The sequence below is a fragment of the Kordia sp. genome (assembly GCF_965224175.1).
Classification (GTDB): domain Bacteria; phylum Bacteroidota; class Bacteroidia; order Flavobacteriales; family Flavobacteriaceae; genus Kordia.
Genome location: NZ_OZ245041.1, coordinates 3,884,860 through 3,902,724, shown reverse-complemented (window position 1 = coordinate 3,902,724; position 17,865 = coordinate 3,884,860). Strand labels below are relative to the sequence as shown.

Sequence of the window (17,865 nt, the reverse complement as noted above, 5' to 3'; positions counted from 1 at the left end):
AAAAACAAATTTATGAAACATTTTATTGCATGTATCTGCATGCTAGCAAGCTTTGGCTTTGTGCATGCACAATTCAGTACCACAGAATACAGTACTCCTGCTGTAATTCCACAGGCTCCCGAAGTAGCCTCCTTACTTCGTTACAGTGAAGTTCCCGTTTCGTATTATAATGGGATACCTAATGTAGGTGTACCTATTTATACACTACAAGGACGAGAACTTGCTGCTCCTATTAATTTATCATATCACGCGGGTGGACATCGCGTCACAGAAGAATCAAGCTGGGTTGGACTCGGTTGGAACCTCTCGGCAGGTGGACAAATCAGTCGTACCGTCAAAGGATATCCTGATGATGGTGGAGAATATGGTTTTATCACCAATCCATATACAGTTGATCATATCAAACTGGTGTGTGACTTGGATCCTTCTGTAGCTGATGATCCGCATTCATGCGCCTATTATACAGGACAACAAGCCATCGATTTGCGTTTTGACTACGAACCAGATGATTTTAACTACAGCATGTTTGGTCAGTCAGGACGCTTTATGTTCAATCAAGAAAGAGATGCTGCCAATCCAAAAGGAGAGATTGTTCAATTTCCAAATAAAAATGTTGTTATTCAGCCGATATACACAAATTATAAAATCACAGGTTGGACTATTATTGATACAAACGGTATCAAATATGAGTTCGAGGTTGGAAATATTTTTCATGTCGCCGATACTTTTCAAAGTATTGCAGGTCAGATAGAACTTTCTCCTGAAGATGGAGAAGGCAATACATATATAGAAACATGGGATTTGGTAAGTGTGACTAGTCCTAATGGAGATGTGATTACTTTAGAGTACGATCATCCCATATTAGATGGGTATCCATCTGCATATCCGTTTAATGATATCAATACCACACAAGGATCACAATCATTAGTAGTTCATAACTCTAATGGACCTCTGAGCGATGTTGAAAAAAAACGTATTGATACCTATTCAATTACTAAGCGTCATTACACACTACTTTCAAAAATTACCAGCAGTAAAGGATCCGTACATTTTGTACGTGATACTAACAATCGTTTGGATACACAATCTAGTAAGCAACGACTTGCTGCGATAGAGGTGTACAATACCGACAATATACTTACACAACGTATCAAACTAAATCATGGCTATTTTACCAGTCCTGCGCCTAATTTCAGTGAATTCATTGGAACAGGCACTAATGATGATTCCTTTTTAAGTAAACGTTTATATCTGAAGAAAGTGATCTTTGAAGGACATCACGGAGGATACAATCCTTCAGAGAATTACAGTTACAGCTTTGAATACAATACGGATGTAATGCTTCCTCATAAACGCTCATATGCGCAAGATCATTGGGGATATTACAATGGAAAAAACAACACAAATTTGATTCCTTTTCAGAGTGTTGGAAATACACAAAGTGCCAATAGAGAGGTCGATCCAGATTATAGTGTAGCGTGTATGCTAAACAAAATTACGTATCCAGAAGGCGGAGTGACTAAATTATATTACGAGAATAACCGTGGAGATGTACGTCATATTGATTTGCCTCCATACAGTGGAAAAAAGATAAAAGTAGCTGCACAAGCTTCCAATCAGCACAGCATTACTCAAAATAGTAATGGAAGTACTACCTATGTATTTTGGTCCAATGATTTTATAGTAACCAGTGATGCCAAATCTGCTTCAAGCAATGCCAATAAAACACAGATGGAATACTTTGGTTTTTCCAATCGTTGTGAAAATGTAGATGCGCTTTACACAGGAGCTGATCAGGTGTGTGAAAATATGTTCTTTAAACTCTACAAAGTAAACGGCAACTCAGAAACACTTGTAGCAAGCTATTCCATTTGGGAATCAGGCTCTGTGTTGGTAGACAAAGACGAGAGTTATAAGGTGAAAATTGAAATCACTACCAATGGTAATGATTACAATCTTACAGATCATTACAGCGATGTTGAATTCAAATGGTTTGAAAAAAATCCAAATCCAAATGCAGAAGTGTTTGATTATTTTGGAGGATTACGCGTCAAAGCAATCAAAACCTACGATTTAACACAGCTAACAAGTTATAAGAGTTTTGATTACAGTGATGGATACATTTTGAGTCAACCGTTCTATTTTTCAATTGGCATGGGAGATGTTCGCAAGTATGTTTCTCAGAGTTGGGTACCATTACTTACCACACAATCAGGTTATGCAGGATATACCACTGTGGTTGAAAACATTCATGAACTAGCCACAGATGCAGGACATGGAAGCGCCAACGCTGGAAATTCTCAAGTCAGACAAATCAAACGCACCTACACACCAGCTTCTACCAGTGTCGCTTTTCCTGGTGCTCCATACACACAAGATTGGGTAGGCGGACAACCTGTACTGGAAGAAATCACTGGAAAAAGCAGTTCAACCACTGGATATATCACCTTTGCAGATCCAAATGTAGACAATATCAAAGGCTTTGTGCTTAGTAGAGAATATCATTTATTTCCATTTGATCTAGCAGGTGAACAGGCAGTGATTGCTTGTATGAATGCAGGTGCTTGTGATATCTCTAGAAACATCTACAACATATGGCCAGGACAAAAACTTCCCAATAGACAAACCACTATCACCAAAGAAGGTTATTTGGAACTTACTCAAGTCACAGAGACGTTCTATGAGAGTGTACCGAATCATTACAATCCCACTAGAACACTGTTTACCGATAGTAAAGCAGATACCTATGAGACTGTTATTCGCTATCCATATGAAGAAAACAATACAACACTCTTAGCTGCAAATAGGCTTACTGTTCCATTAAACACAAAACAATATAAAGGCACAACCTTGATGCAAACAGCCATTACGAATTATGGAAATTTTACAGGTAGTCATCCTGTGAACAATCCTACGAACCATTTATTAGCTTCTATGTCAGGTGCAATAGCCAATAATACACTAGAAGAACGTATTACTTATCATGGATATACAAAATACGGACAACCTAGGGAAGTTTCTAAAACAGGCGGCACACATATTACCTATGTATGGGGTTATAATTACAATTATCCTGTAGCAAAAATTGAAAATGCAACCTATGCAGAAGTAGCTGCTTTAGTAGATGAAGCAACCATTCAGAATCTTACAGGTGCTGCGCTTGAAAATGCTTTAGCGCCACTTAGAAATGGACTTCCAAATGCAATGGTGAGTACCTATAGTTTTGATCCGCTTATCGGGATGACACAAAGTACTGATCCAAGAGGAAGAAGTAGTTATTACAAATACGATACCATGGGACGTATGCAATATACTTTAGACCACGATGGAAACGTACTGAGTCAAAACACATATCACTACAAAAACAACTAAGATGAAAAGAGAAATGAAAAAATATATAGTACTACTAGTATGTGTTTGTGGTTTTATAACAAGCATGCACGCACAATTTCAGTATGACTGTGATGTCATACAATATTACGATTGGGACGGTGATGGTTATGGAGATCCAGCCTATCCGTTTGACCCGCAAAATCCAAACCTATACATATACACACCACCTTCACATGCTATATTGGTAGAAAACAATAGAGTTTGTAATGATTTTGATTGTGATGATACCGATCCACAGATCAATCCAGATATGTATTGGGCAACAGTTGCCGATATTGATAATGATGGACATTATACGATTACCTCCATCATTCAAGGGTGTGAAAACATTCCTTTGGATGCTGTATTAATTGATCTAAACAATACTTCTAATTTACTGGTAGACTGTGACGATTCTGATCCAAATCTACAATCTTTTAAAGCTTATTATAATGATACTGATAGCGATGGTTTTGGAGATTTAAATGATGTGATCTATTCTTGCTCAGGAGCTATTCCAACTGGATATGTAGAAAATGGAGGCGATTGGTGTCCTGATACCTATGGAACCTATAATGGATGTTCTGATACAACAAATCAAGTAGGAATCAACCAGAATAGAAACTATGTACATTCGGTAGCGTTTCAAACCCCTACACAATTACAAGATGTTTCTAGTGTTCAATCCAAAGATAAAATTGAACAAATCACATATTTTGATGGAATGGGACGTGGACAAATGCAAATCGCCATTGGTCAATCACCAAAGGACAACAGAGATATTAAAACGCTCATTACCTATGATGAATATGGTCGAACTGCAAACTCTTTCTTGCCTTATGTTGATGCCCAACGTGGTGGAGACTTTGCGCCACCAGCTTTGGGAGACATCTCTAACAATGGATTAGCCATGGGAGAAATTAGAAAACAACAGCAGTTTTATCATAACAAATACGCAGACGATATTTCTAGTGAAACCAATGCCAATGGTTTGTTGACAATACTTGCTGGTGTGAGTAATCTTCCACAGGATTTACAAACTATGCTGGATCAAATTACGCTTGAAGGTGCCATACAACCTACGTATAGTTCGCAAGTATTTGACGAGATCGATAGAGTCACAGAACAAGCAGCGCCAGGGGAAGCTTGGTCAATCGCTAAAGGACATACGATCAAAATGACGTATCAGCTTAATGATTCATTAGTGGATGCTGTAAAACGTTTTGATGTATCCAATCCTTCTTCTTTGGTGTATGCGGGAAGCTATTATCCAACAGGAACATTGTATAAAACTATTACCAAAGATGAGAATTGGAAAGAGGATCAAACACATGTAAAAGATCATACGACTGAAGAATTTAAAAACAAATCAGGACAAGTACTTTTAAAACGCACCTATGATTTAGGCGTGTCACATGATACCTATTATGTATATGATGATTTTGGGAATTTAAAATTTGTATTGCCTCCAATGGCGATGAGTCAACCTAGTATTGATAGTAATGTGCTTGATAAATTTTGTTATCAATATAGATATGATTATCGAAATAGACTCATAGAGAAAAAGATTCCTGCCAAAGGTTGGGAATATATCATTTATGATACATTAGATCGCCCTGTACTGACGCAAGATGTAAACTTAAGAACTAATGGTCTTTGGCTTTTTACCAAATATGATGGACTAGGAAGAGTCGTGTATACAGGAAAGTATGCAAGTACAGCTACTAGAACGAATTTACAAAACACGGTTTCTGCAAGTACTACCATCTATGAGACAAAAACAGCAACGGCTACTTCCATTGGAGATGCAACTGCTTTTTACAGCAACAATGCTTTTCCAACAACAGGTTTAGAGTTACTTTCTGTGAATTACTACGATAATTACCTGTGGGATGTAGGAACTTCGTATGAAGCAAATTATAATTTTTATGGAAATAATGGAATTACCACCACTGGCATTGTACATCAAAAAACAGCAGGATTGCCTGCTTCATGGACAAACGCAGGGTTTAACACCCAAGGAGCTATTCAAGGAGATGGATACATTCAATACACCATTGCCCAAACTGATAAACGTATCATGGTAGGGCTTTCTAAAGAGGCAGATGCAGAAGATATTCATTACACTTCTATTGGTTATGCTATCTACACAGGATACGGAAGTGATAAGCGTGTTTTTGTCTATAAAGATGGAACCGTTCAATCTTCACCTGTCACCTATTGTGAAATTGGAGATACCTTTAGAGTAGAACGCTCTGGTAATCAAATCTTATTTAAAAAGAACGGACAAGCTTTCCATTCTTTAATTGCAAATGATACTGAAACACTTGTAGGGGACGCTTCTTTTTGTGATCCAGAAGTTGCTATTGAAAATGTATACATTGGCTATTCTGTGATGGGACAGGATTTTACTCAAAATGTAAAAGGAATGCCTACAGGAAGTAAAGTACGTATCTTAGACACCAATGATTGGATTACAACGGCTTCATACTATGATGAAAAAGGAAGAGCAATTCATACCACTTCAAACAATAATTACTTGCAGACAAGTGATGCAGTAAGTAACTTGTTAGATTTTACAGGGAAAGTATTACAATCAAACACAACACATAAACAAGCAAGCAATGATCCTGTAGTCACCAATGATGCGTATGTATATGATACCAACAATCGACTCTTGTATCAAACCAAACAAATCAATAATGGAAACAGAGAGCTTATTGCCAGAAACCATTATGACGAGCTTGGACAACTAACGCAAAAACAAGTAGGTGGTCGTCTTGAAAAAGTGAGTAACTATGAGAATCTAAACAATATCAGTCAGTCTAAAGAACTTCTGACCAAAACATCGGCTACTGCATGGGATGGCGGACTCACCACAACGACAACCATCACAGCAGATGGATACTTAAGTTATGTACTGCCACAGGCAAACAAAACCATGATGATTGGACTCTCAGATGTCGTAGGGAATGACAGTTATGGAAGTATCAAATATGCTATCTATACTACCTCAAATGGAGATGTACATATTCGCGATAATTACAGTGTGATTTGGGATGTGTCTAGTTATAATGCTGGTGATGAATTTAAAATAGAACGTAGAGCCGATCAAATACATTACTTGCAAAACAATGTAACGATTCATATCTCTGATTCGGTAGATAGTGGCGCGCCATTATTAGGAGACGTTGCGATGTATCATATAAATAGTTCGGTTAAGAACTTAGTACTTGTGGATCTGGAAAAAGAACTGCAAGAGGTAGACTACACTTACAATGTAAGAGGATGGCTTAAAGGCATTAATGATGTCAACAATCAAGGAAATGACCTGTTTAGTTTTGCACTGAATTACAATGATATTGCTGATCCTACCAAACAATTATTCAATGGAAACATCAGTAGTACACTTTGGAGAAGCAAAGGACAAGACAGCTCTCTAAAGAACTATATATATGATTACGATGCGCTCAATAGAATTACAAGTGCGGTAGACAATACAGGAAAGTACAACTTAGATGAAGTCGAATACGATCAAAACGGAAACATCAGACGTTTGCAACGTAGCGGACACAGAAACGAGGCAGCAACTATTTTTGGTGTGATGGATCAACTCGTATATGCTTACAATGGAAATCAGTTGCAAAAAGTAACCGATCATGTAGGGATTGAATACGGATTTAAAGACGGAACCAACACTGGTGATGATTACAGTTATGATGCCAATGGAAACATGATTGAAGATAAAAACAAGGGCATTACTAGCATCACTTACAATCATTTAAACCTACCAACGCAAATTTCGTTTGATAATGGGAGTAGTATTTCTTACATTTACGACGCTAGTGGAGTAAAACAGCAGAAAATTGTAAATGACCAAAGCACAGAAAATGTCCAAGAGACACATTATGCTGGAAATTATATTTACAAAAAAGCAAGCAATCAAGCTGCATTAGCACTTACGTTCTTTAACAGTGAAGAAGGTTATATAGAACCTCAATTTGATCCAAACAAACCTACAAAGATCACAGGTTTTGGATATACGTATCAATACAAAGATCATCTAGGAAACATTAGACTCTCTTATGAAGATATTGATGGAAACGGAACTATCAAAGTAGAAACAGAAATCAAGGAAGAGAATCATTATTATCCTTTTGGACTCAAACATAAAGGATATAATAGCCAAATTACAGGGAGAGACCATCAGTATGGGTACGGTTATGAAGGAGAAAAAGAAGAACAAAATGAACTTGATCTTAATTGGATTGATTATGGAGCTAGAAATTATGATGCTTCATTAGGAAGGTGGTTTTCTGTGGATAACATGGCTGAAAAGTTTTATGACTGGACTCCTTATAAGTATGGATTAGATAATCCAATTAGCTATACAGATCCTGACGGGAATTGTGAGACTTGTCCTGATTGGTTATTTAAATTAGGTGTCAGAGTTGGGTTAATTAATTTTAATCATCCTCGAAATAATCCACAAAGCGGAAGAGCGCAAGACCCTGAAGGTTATGCTAGAGAGAATAGATATAGCCCAACAAGTAGTGGGCCAACTAAAAATGTAACAGGAAATTATTTTGGTGATGCTTTATATAAATTAGGAGGAGGAGAAACATTTAGTGCAGCTTTGGATGGAAATCCAAAGGCTCAATTTAAAGTAATATCTGGCACATTGTTGAGTATGATGCCTGGAGGTAGAGGAAATCCAATAGATGATATTGTAGAAAAAACAGTCAAAAACAAAGCTGATGATTTGCCTGAACGCTCTGTCTTTAGGGCTTTATCTAAGGAAGATAAAGATTTTTTAACTAATGGATTATCAGCTAGATCACCAAATGCAGGTAACGATGCGGCAAGTCATGTAGGAGGGCAAATAGACTCTCAATGGATTTCTACAACAGAAAGTAGTTTTACTGCTTTGAATACATTTAATAGTGGAAATGGAGTTGTTAAAATAGATTTAAACAAAGTACCTTCTGAGGTTTTGAATATTTCTAAAGGGATTCCTGGAGTAAAAAATTATTATATCAATAAAATGGCTAAAGATGCTCAAGAAGTATTAATTAAAAATTATATACCTCCTAGCGCTATTAGTCCGTTTGATCTTAAATGAAATAAAAATGAATGAACAAGAGCTAATCAAAATACTTAATAAATGTTGGGATGAAAAAGGTTTTTTATTCCAAATTAGAAACAATAGGAATGTTGATTTTGATCTAGGAAATAATTTGGTTGATGATTTAAAAAAATTCACTCTAGAGACTAATTCTAATTTAATAAATTATAAATTAGTAAGATTAATATGGTTTATACCTATTTTTTTAACATGGCAAAAAGACCGTTTAATTTCAACAGATGAAATCACCCTGAAAAAAACAGAAGTTTTAATAAATAAAATTAATAATGAAGTTATTAAAATACTTGGTTGTCCGTAAGGGAACATTCCCCTACTAGCACTAGTCTGTAACTAGTGCCAAATATGAGTAAGCATTAAAAAAACTCACAGAATCGTAAAAGCAATCATATTAAGTTATGATTGCTTTTTTCGTAATTAGAGAGTGACGTTCACATTTCTTACATTTACAAAACTAGTGGCGTAAAACAGCAGAAAATTGTAAATGACCAACTTAACATTTTAGACGAATTGCAAAAAAAGTAGAAAATAATGATAGAAGAATCTCATGTAGACTATATTTCTGATTTGGCTAGAATACTAATAGAAAAACTAGAAGAATTAAAAACCGAGTCAAAAAAAGATAATCATATCAAAGGACAGATATTTGCTTATTATGATGCTTTAGATTTGATCAAAAGTCAGGCTATGTTATTTGAAATAGCTATCCCTGAATTGGATGATATAACACTAGAAGAATACCTAAGCTAACATCTGATTATTAACTTGTGAAAATAAAAAATCCCAACACAACTGTTGGGATTTTCTATTTTCCGTACTCGAGGTGGGAATCGAACCCACACTCCCGAAAGAACTGGATTTTGAATCCAGCGCGTCTACCAATTCCGCCACTCGAGCTAGTATTCCTTTCAAAAGGAGTGCAAATTTAGAAAATAATTTTAATTCTCCCTTAAAAAAAGAAATAAAAGCTTTTAGAGTTGCATAAAATTTCTAAATTTGCACCTCATTTAACACAACACAACAATTAACTAACTACTAAACAGAATATTAAATGGCCTATACTGTCCCAGTACCAAAGATTTTTGCCTGTACGCAAAGCGATGAACTTGCAAGGAAAATTGCAAAAGAATATGGAGCAGAATTAGGGAAAGTAACGTTCTCAACCTATAGTGATGGCGAATTCCAACCTTCATTTGAAGAGTCGGTTCGTGGCGCAAGAGTATTTATCATAGGATCTACGTTTCCAAACTCAGATCATCTAATGCAAATGCTTTTAATGCTAGACGCTGCCAAAAGAGCTTCTGCTCGTCATATTACAGCTGTGCTTCCTTACTTCGGTTGGGCAAGACAAGATCGTAAAGACAAGCCAAGAGTTCCAATAGGCGCAAAATTGATTGCCAAAATGCTAGAAGTAGCTGGCGCAACGCGTATCATTACTATGGATTTACATGCAGATCAAATTCAAGGTTTCTTTGAAAAACCAGTAGATCATTTATTTGCCTCTACCGTGTTTTTACCTTACTTAAGAAAACTGAATTTAGATAAGCTAACAGTAGCTTCCCCAGATATGGGAGGATCTAAAAGAGCATATGCGTATTCTAAATTTTTAGAAAGCGACGTTGTTATCTGTTACAAACAACGCAAAAAAGCTAATGTAATTTCTCACATGGAATTAATTGGTGATGTAACAGGAAAAAATGTAGTCTTAGTAGATGATATGGTAGATACTGCCGGAACATTAACCAAAGCTGCAGAAGTAATGATAGAAAGAGGAGCATTATCAGTACGTGCCATATGTACACATCCTATTTTATCAGGAAAAGCGTATGAACGAATAGAAAATTCAAAGTTAGAAGAGTTAATCGTAACAGATTCTATTCCTTTACGCAAAGAATCGAGCAAAATAAAAGTAGTAAGTTGTGCCAACCTATTTGCAGATGTAATGCAAAGAGTTCAAAACAACACCTCTATCAGCTCAAAGTTTTTAATGTAATTAATTATTAATATAAACAAAAACAATGAAATCAATTACAATCAACGGATCTCAAAGAGAAAGCGTAGGTAAAGTAGCAACAAAAGCCTTACGTAATGCTGGAAAGGTTCCTTGCGTATTATACGGAGGAGACAATCCATTACACTTTTCAGCAGAAGAATTATCATTTTCTAAATTAGTGTATACTCCAAATGCGCACACAGTTGTGATTGCATTAGAAGACGGTTCTACACACAATGCTATTTTACAGGACATTCAATTTCACCCTGTAAGTGATAAGATTTTACATATTGACTTCTATCGTTTATTCGATGATAAAGAAGTTACTATGGATATTCCAGTTTCTGTTAAAGGAAGTGCTCCAGGTGTTATGGCTGGTGGAGTTTTACGTTTAAACAAGCGTAAACTTAGAGTAAAAGCATTACCTGCAAACTTACCTGATTTTATCGAAGCTGATATTTCTGAGTTAGAAATTGGAAACAAATTGTACGTTACCGCTTTACAAAATGACAGCTACAAGTTATTACATGCTGACAATACTGTAGTTTGCCAAGTAAGAATCTCACGTGCTGCAATGAAAGCTGCTCAAGAAGCTGCAAAAGCCGCAAAAGAAGCATAAAACAAATTGATCAAACGATCATTTATGAAAAGCATCTCAATATGAGATGCTTTTTTATTTTAGTAAAATTCAATTTTTAACATGCAGACTTGGTCTAAGCAATAATACGCGTTACTTTTACACAAATTTTTACAGCATGCTTCAATTTTTTAGAAAATTATTAAATGCATCTCATACAAAATCATCATTCAACATAGAAGAAACAGATCCTATGAAAAAATTTCTCATTGTAGGTTTAGGAAATATTGGAAGTGAATACAAAAACACGCGACACAATATTGGGTTTAAAATACTTGATTTTTTTGCACAAAAAGAAGACGTTACGTTTGAAACTGGAAAATTAGGCGACCTTACCACATACAAATTTAAAGGAAGAACATTTATCTTTTTAAAACCAAGTACGTATATGAACCTCAGCGGAAAAGCAGTTCGTTATTGGATGACCAAAGAAAAAATTCCAGTTGAAAATGTTTTAATTATTACTGATGATCTAAATCTCGAATTCGGAACAATTCGCCTAAAAACCAAAGGAAGTGATGGTGGACACAACGGATTAAAAAGTATTCAGGAGCAATTAAACACTTCAAAATACCCACGATTCCGTTTTGGAATTAGTGCCGATTTTGGCAAAGGAAGACAAGTGAATTATGTACTAGGAGAATGGAATGCTGAAGAAGAAACTAAACTTCCAGAACGACTCGAAAAAAGCATGGAACTTATCAAATCTTTCGGAACTGCTGGTGTTTCAAATACTATGAATAATTTTAATGGAAAATAAAAAAAGCGGATGTATTGTCCGCTCTTTCTAGTATTTAGTTTAGTTAGGTATTGATTGTGAAAATTATTTAACAATCAATTTTTTGATACTCACGCGTTCTCCATCATTTACACGTACCATATACAATCCAGCTTGTACTGAGCTTATATTTAATTCTTCTGAGAAATTTGCAGTATTACCATACTTTCTTGCAAAAACAGAACGTCCACGCACATCAAACACATCAATTGTTACATCATTTCTAGATGTTGAAGTAAATTGTACAGTAAATCTTCCGTTTGTAGGGTTTGGCCAAATTGTAAATCCTTCCAATTCATTTTCACTAGTAGATAAGGTATTCTGTACATTAATACGATAATCTTCTACTTCTGCATCTGCACCATTCTCACATGAAGTCGGGAACACAATATTATTTCTCGCTGTATACTTTGTAGAAACACGCATGGTAGTCGCTCCCGTAGCTGCTCCAGCGGGTACTGTAATCATCATTCCTGAGTTTGCTGTTGCTCCATTAGCTACATTATCAGCTTCTCCTAAATCATATTCTTCACCTGGATCATCAAAACTACAATTCTGATTCCAATCAATCCATACTTTTGTTTGCGTTCTGTAATCTCCATCAGTGTTAGCATTTACAGTAATCAAATAAGAGGATTCTTTAGTTACGTCTGTAGCATCTGTAGCTGTATAATCACTATATCCCGAAGGCTTTGCGGAGCTTCTATTAATATCGGCAAACACTACTAATGTTGTACTTGTATCAAAACTCGTATTTGCCACAGAAGCACACACAGAACAACTTTGTGTTGTAAATGAATATACACTAGAATATACTGTTGAAACACAATTGTTAGAAATCCCTACTCTCCAATAATATGTAGTTGATTGTGCCAATGATGTAGCTGTGTAACTATTTGTTGATACCGTATTTGTTTCTACAATATTTGTAAATGCTGCATCTGTTGCAATTTCTACTACATAATCACTTACAGAAGCACTTGCTGACCAACTAAAATTTGAATTTGTTGGTGTATTTGTCGATCCATCAGAAGGAGACACAAGCGTAACAGGTGATAAACTTCCTGCTTGCACATTATAAATTACATCAGATGATTTTGTATTCCCTCCAGAAGTTCCTTGTGCCGAAAATGTATAATCTCCTACTGTTACACTTCCCGATCCAGAAACAGTTAATGTTACCATAGTTCCATCTGCTGATGCAGAAGTTGGATTAAATGTCGCCATTGCGCCTGCTGGAAGGTTTGCTGCAGAAAAATTAGTAGTTCCACTAAAACCATTAAAAGTGTTGTATGTAAAAGTATATACAGCGTCTCCTGGCTGACATACAGTTTCTTCGTTATCAGTAAATGTCAATGCAAAATCAGTCTCTACAAGCGTAAAATTACTTGAATTCATTGCAAAGAAAATATTTCCTGCGCCTTCTACTATAATTCTTGCTTGAGAAGTTGGTGTTGTTACAGGAACAGTAATATCATGCGATCCATCATTTGGTACATTTGATGCCAATGTTATTGGAAAAGTTGCTCCTCCATCTGTAGACATTAATATATTTACATTAGCTGTATTTACGGGTGCAGTATCTGTATTAGCTACATTCCATGTTACTGTTTGACTTGTTCCCATATCCCAACTTACATTAGAAGTTTGAGAAGTTACTGTAAAAGGTCCTGCAGATGTGGTTACTTGTATTGAAGTAAGATCAAAACTAGATTGCCCACCTAACCCAGTAGCTGTTGGCTCTCTATCACGAACAGTCAATGCCCAACTCATCGTTCTATTTACTGTTGCTACGGTTTCCCAAGCAGTATTGATTGTCGGATTAGTTTGGGTTAAATTTCCAGAAGCGACTCTACTTAATTGAGGAATATATCTATTCGGAGAACTTGACGGTTCTTGCGATCGATTCATAGAGCCACTGGTTAGTGTTGGTCCAAATGTGATATTAGTAACTTGTCCGCTATCAGTTTGTTCCCAACAATAGGTAAGTGCGTCTCCTCCATCAGGATCTGTTGCGCTTCCTCTTAACACATAAGCTGTTCCTTGTGGAATCACATGATCACTTCCTGCATTAGCGCTTGGCGGATTATTCGATAACATTGGCGAGTTATTCGCATTCCAGCAAGTTCTGTTTACAAGATTATCTGTTACTTGCTTAATACTGTGATAATGAAAATACGGATCACTATTTTGTTGTACGTTATTTGCTCCTGTAATACCTGCATATCCCATAATGGTAGAACCACTTCCAGGCTCAGCATTTACTCCAGTTCCTTCTGTTCTAAACGCCCAAGTATGATTAGCTCCCATTTGGTGACCAATCTCATGTGCTACATAATCTACATCAAATGTATCTCCTTCTGGAATTCCATCAGCTGGCGAAGTATATCCGCTTCCTTTACCTTGTGGAAAATCTGTTTCACAAACACAGCCTATACAACCTGCATTTCCACCACCACCGGCAGCACCAAATAAATGTCCTATATCGTAATTTGCTTCTCCAATATTGTCTCTTAATGTTTCTTGTAATTGTACATTCCAATTCGTAGCAAACCAAGGCGCGCCTCCATAAGTTGGATGATCATCTAATCCGCTAGTACTTGGAGAATATGGATCTGTGTTTGCGTTTGTGTAGATTACAGTATTATTATTCGCTATCACTTCAAAAGTAACAGCCATATCTACTTCAAAAATTGCATTTACACGCAACATTGTAACATTAATTGCTGCCATTGCATCTGCAACTGCTCCTCCATGATACGCTGTATATTCTCCTGTTACAGAAATAGCAATACGAAACTTTCGCAAAACTTGATCATCTGCATCTTTTGCATGGACATCTCCATTGCCAGCAATTCTACCCTGAACCTCATCAATAGTTGAACAATTAAATTCTCCTATTGTATTTGTTCGTGCATCTCTAGTGTAAACTACATAGTTTTCTACACCAGTATCTTCTGGCTGCATAAATACAGTTGGCTGATTTACATAAGAAATCATTGTGTGCACTCCTTTATGAGAAACACTCATTCGCAATTGCGCTCCGTAGTTTTCTTGACTATATCCAATATACGATTTGATATTTGGAAAGTTTGCTGCCAATTCAGGCGCAAAAACAGAAGCTTCGTACAATTTGAAAGATTCTAATTTTCCTTCAGCACCTGGTACTTGTACAATTGTGCTTGAATTAAAAGTTCTCCCTCTTTGAGGAGCATCAATAAGTTGTTGTTTGAAATTTTCAAAGTCTAGTTCAAAAAAATGAACTTTTTGTTCTGATAGGTTAAATTTTCGTACAGTTTCAGAGTCTGTAACGGTTCCTCGCTTCTTCCAGTCGTTGTTTTGGGCAAATCCAACAGTTGAAAGCAAAAAAATACACGCAAGAAAACCGAAGCGTAAAATAGGCTTCATAGGTTCTTAAGATTAAGGGATTACTTTTTTTAGGTTACCAAAAATCCCTCTTTTTTTAAAATTAACATAAATTTCACACGATTTTTCGACCAATTAAGCTAATGGAGCGATGAAACATTTATTTTTATCTGTGAATATCTTTCTTTAAAACAACAAGATTATTTATTTTTTGTAAAAGAATTAAATAGCTTTGTAAAAAAAGGCAACATAGTGAATACCATAGATTTTTTTGATGCATATAAAGCCGAAAATCCTTCCGCAATAACCATTGGTACTTTTGATGGTGTTCATATGGGACATAAAAAAATTATTGAAAATCTGATTGTAAAATCAGAAGGACTTTCCACAATGTTACTTACTTTTTTTCCGCATCCACGAATGGTATTACAACAAGATGCAAATATAAAACTCATCAATACCATTGAAGAACGCATTCAACTCTTAGAAGCCACAGGATTAGACACGCTGATTATTTATCCTTTTAATAAAGAATTTTCAAGATTAAAAGCACGCGATTTTGTTCGTGACTTTTTAATTGATCACTTAAACTTAAAAAAAATTATCATTGGTTACGACCATCGATTTGGAAGAAACCGAACTGCCAATATCGATGATTTACGTGAATTTGGAGAAGCTTTAGATTTTAAAGTAGAAGAAATTCAAGCCAAAGAAATAGACGATATTACAATCAGTTCTACCAAAATTAGGAAAGCTTTAAACGAAGGCAATATTACAACAGCAAATACATATCTTGGATATGAATTTATGCTCACTGGAACCGTAGTTTCAGGAAAAGGATTGGGGAAAACTATCGATTTTCCAACAGCAAATATTCACATAAAAGAGACCTATAAACTTATTCCAAAACAAGGAGTTTACTGTGTAAAAAGCACTATAGATAACAAACCTGTTTTTGGAATGATGAATATTGGCACAAATCCTACAGTAGCAGGAACAGATCAAACTATCGAAGTTCACTTTTTTAATTTTGATCGTGATATTTACAATGAAAAAATTCAAATTCAATTCATCCAACGCTTACGAGATGAACAAAAATTTGATTCGGTAGACAAACTAAAAGAACAGCTAAAAAAGGATCAACAAAAATCCTTAGCATTAATTGAAAAATATCATGCTAAATAAATTCCTTTACAAACAAGTAGACAACACTTCGCTCGTACTATTCCGAGTATTTTTTGGCTTGCTAATTTGTTTGGAAGGATTTGGTGCCGTTTTTACAGGTTGGGTAAAACGTGCGTTAGTTACCCCAGAGTTTACTTTTACATTTATAGGTTTTGAAGGCATTTTAACACCTATGCAGCAAGCACTAAGAAAGCCGCTACTCGATTTTAATTTATTCGGATTAGAGTATTTTAATTTAGCTGATTTTAGTTACGGTTTTTACTTTTACTTTATTGTAATGGGAACTTGTGGACTCTTGGTAATGGTTGGTTACAAATATCGTTGGAGTATTGGACTCTTTACTATTTTGTGGACAGGCGCATATTTAACTCAAAAAACATCTTATAACAACCATTATTACCTTTTAGTATTACTATCAGTATTCATGTGGATTGTTCCTGCGCATCATTCTCTTTCAGTAGATGCTAAATTAAATCCAAAACTGAAAAAAAATCACATGCCCAATTGGGTATTAGTAATTTTCATCTTACAGTTATTCATTGTATACACGTATGCTTCTATAGCTAAAATGTATCCTGACTGGATTTCGGGAGAAGTCACAAAAAATTTAATAAATAGCAAGCGAAACTTACCCGTTATTGGCGAACTTTTGCAACAAAATTGGATTTACTACTTGCTAACTTACGTCGGCATTGGCTTTGATTTATTAGTGATTCCATTATTGCTTTGGAAACGTACACGCATATTTATTTTTATTTGCTCCATTATTTTTCACCTATTCAATTCATTTGTGCTGCATATTGGAATTTTTCCGTACATGTCTTTAGCACTATGTCTTTTCTTTTTTGAACCAAAAACCATTCGAAATATCTTTTTAAGGAATAAAGATGTATATACAGGTAATGAAGTCATCCTTTCACCGTACAGAAAAATTATAATTCCCATATTTGCACTCTATTTTATGTCACAAATTCTATTGCCTTTACGTCATTGGACTTTTAAAGGAGATGTACTATGGACTGAAGAAGGACATCGCTTAAGTTGGCGAATGATGCTACGTTCTAAATCAGGGAATATAAAATTGAAAGTAATTGACAAAGAAACTTGTAAAATTACATATGTATATCCCGCAACATACACAACTCCAAAACAAGCAAAAAGAGTTGCAATAAAACCAGACATGTTATGGCAGTTTGTTCAGTTTTTAAAGAAAGATTTTGCAAAAAAAGGAATGGACGTTGAAATATATGCACAAGGTACCGTAAAAGTAAACAATCATCTGTATCAAAAACTCTTTGATCCTGAAGTAGATTTAGCTGCCGAAGAATGGTCTCATTTCTCACATCACGATTGGTTATTACCTTTTAAAAGTAAATACGACAAAAAGTAAC

The 17,865-nt window shown here is 35.6% G+C and carries 10 protein-coding genes and 1 tRNA gene; 9 read left to right on the top strand and 2 right to left on the bottom strand.

The window, feature by feature from the left end; all coding sequences use genetic code 11:
- Nucleotides 1-12: 12 nt before the first annotated feature.
- The 4 genes from ACOQOS_RS16905 to ACOQOS_RS16890 all read left to right on the top strand — a co-directional run bounded on the left by ACOQOS_RS16905 (nt 13) and on the right by ACOQOS_RS16890 (nt 9,265).
- Nucleotides 13-3,372 (top strand): hypothetical protein, encoded by a 3,360-nt coding sequence (locus ACOQOS_RS16905; RefSeq protein WP_420571652.1) that lies wholly within the window; start codon nt 13-15, stop codon nt 3,370-3,372.
- A 1-nt stretch (nt 3,373) separates the two neighbouring features.
- Nucleotides 3,374-8,494, top strand: coding sequence for a DUF6443 domain-containing protein (locus ACOQOS_RS16900; RefSeq protein WP_420571651.1), 5,121 nt, complete (start codon nt 3,374-3,376; stop codon nt 8,492-8,494).
- Between the two features lie 7 nt (nt 8,495-8,501).
- The gene (locus ACOQOS_RS16895; protein ID WP_420571650.1) at nt 8,502-8,816 is read left to right on the top strand and encodes a hypothetical protein; all 315 of its coding nucleotides are present in this window, start codon (nt 8,502-8,504) and stop codon (nt 8,814-8,816) included.
- A 230-nt stretch (nt 8,817-9,046) separates the two neighbouring features.
- Entirely contained in the window at nt 9,047-9,265 is a 219-nt protein-coding gene (locus tag ACOQOS_RS16890) for a hypothetical protein (protein WP_420571649.1), read from the top strand.
- 65 nt (nt 9,266-9,330) lie between these two features.
- On the opposite strand, the gene ACOQOS_RS16885 is transcribed toward ACOQOS_RS16890, so the two are convergent.
- Nucleotides 9,331-9,412, bottom strand: a tRNA-Leu gene (locus ACOQOS_RS16885).
- A gap of 154 nt (nt 9,413-9,566) precedes the next feature.
- Here ACOQOS_RS16885 and ACOQOS_RS16880 point away from each other — a divergent pair.
- The 3 genes from ACOQOS_RS16880 to pth all read left to right on the top strand — a co-directional run bounded on the left by ACOQOS_RS16880 (nt 9,567) and on the right by pth (nt 11,905).
- Complete coding sequence (locus ACOQOS_RS16880; protein ID WP_420571648.1) at nt 9,567-10,508, top strand: ribose-phosphate pyrophosphokinase; 942 nt, start codon at nt 9,567-9,569, stop codon at nt 10,506-10,508.
- A gap of 25 nt (nt 10,509-10,533) precedes the next feature.
- Entirely contained in the window at nt 10,534-11,127 is a 594-nt protein-coding gene (locus tag ACOQOS_RS16875) for a 50S ribosomal protein L25/general stress protein Ctc (protein WP_420571647.1), read from the top strand.
- 136 nt (nt 11,128-11,263) lie between these two features.
- Nucleotides 11,264-11,905 (top strand): aminoacyl-tRNA hydrolase, encoded by a 642-nt coding sequence (gene pth, locus ACOQOS_RS16870; RefSeq protein WP_420571646.1) that lies wholly within the window; start codon nt 11,264-11,266, stop codon nt 11,903-11,905.
- 63 nt (nt 11,906-11,968) lie between these two features.
- Here the strand turns inward: pth and ACOQOS_RS16865 are convergent, their stop codons facing one another.
- Nucleotides 11,969-15,331 carry a reprolysin-like metallopeptidase gene (locus ACOQOS_RS16865; protein WP_420571645.1) on the bottom strand — a complete coding sequence of 1,121 codons (3,363 nt, stop codon included), beginning with the start codon at nt 15,329-15,331 and terminating at the stop codon, nt 11,969-11,971.
- A gap of 210 nt (nt 15,332-15,541) precedes the next feature.
- On the opposite strand from ACOQOS_RS16865, the gene ACOQOS_RS16860 reads away from it, so the two are divergent.
- The gene (locus tag ACOQOS_RS16860) at nt 15,542-16,474 is read left to right on the top strand and encodes a bifunctional riboflavin kinase/FAD synthetase (RefSeq protein WP_420571644.1); all 933 of its coding nucleotides are present in this window, start codon (nt 15,542-15,544) and stop codon (nt 16,472-16,474) included.
- Nucleotides 16,464-17,864 (top strand): HTTM domain-containing protein, encoded by a 1,401-nt coding sequence (locus ACOQOS_RS16855; RefSeq protein WP_420571643.1) that lies wholly within the window; start codon nt 16,464-16,466, stop codon nt 17,862-17,864. The genes ACOQOS_RS16860 and ACOQOS_RS16855 overlap by 11 nt, the downstream gene beginning before the upstream one ends.
- Nucleotide 17,865 lies beyond the last annotated feature (1 nt).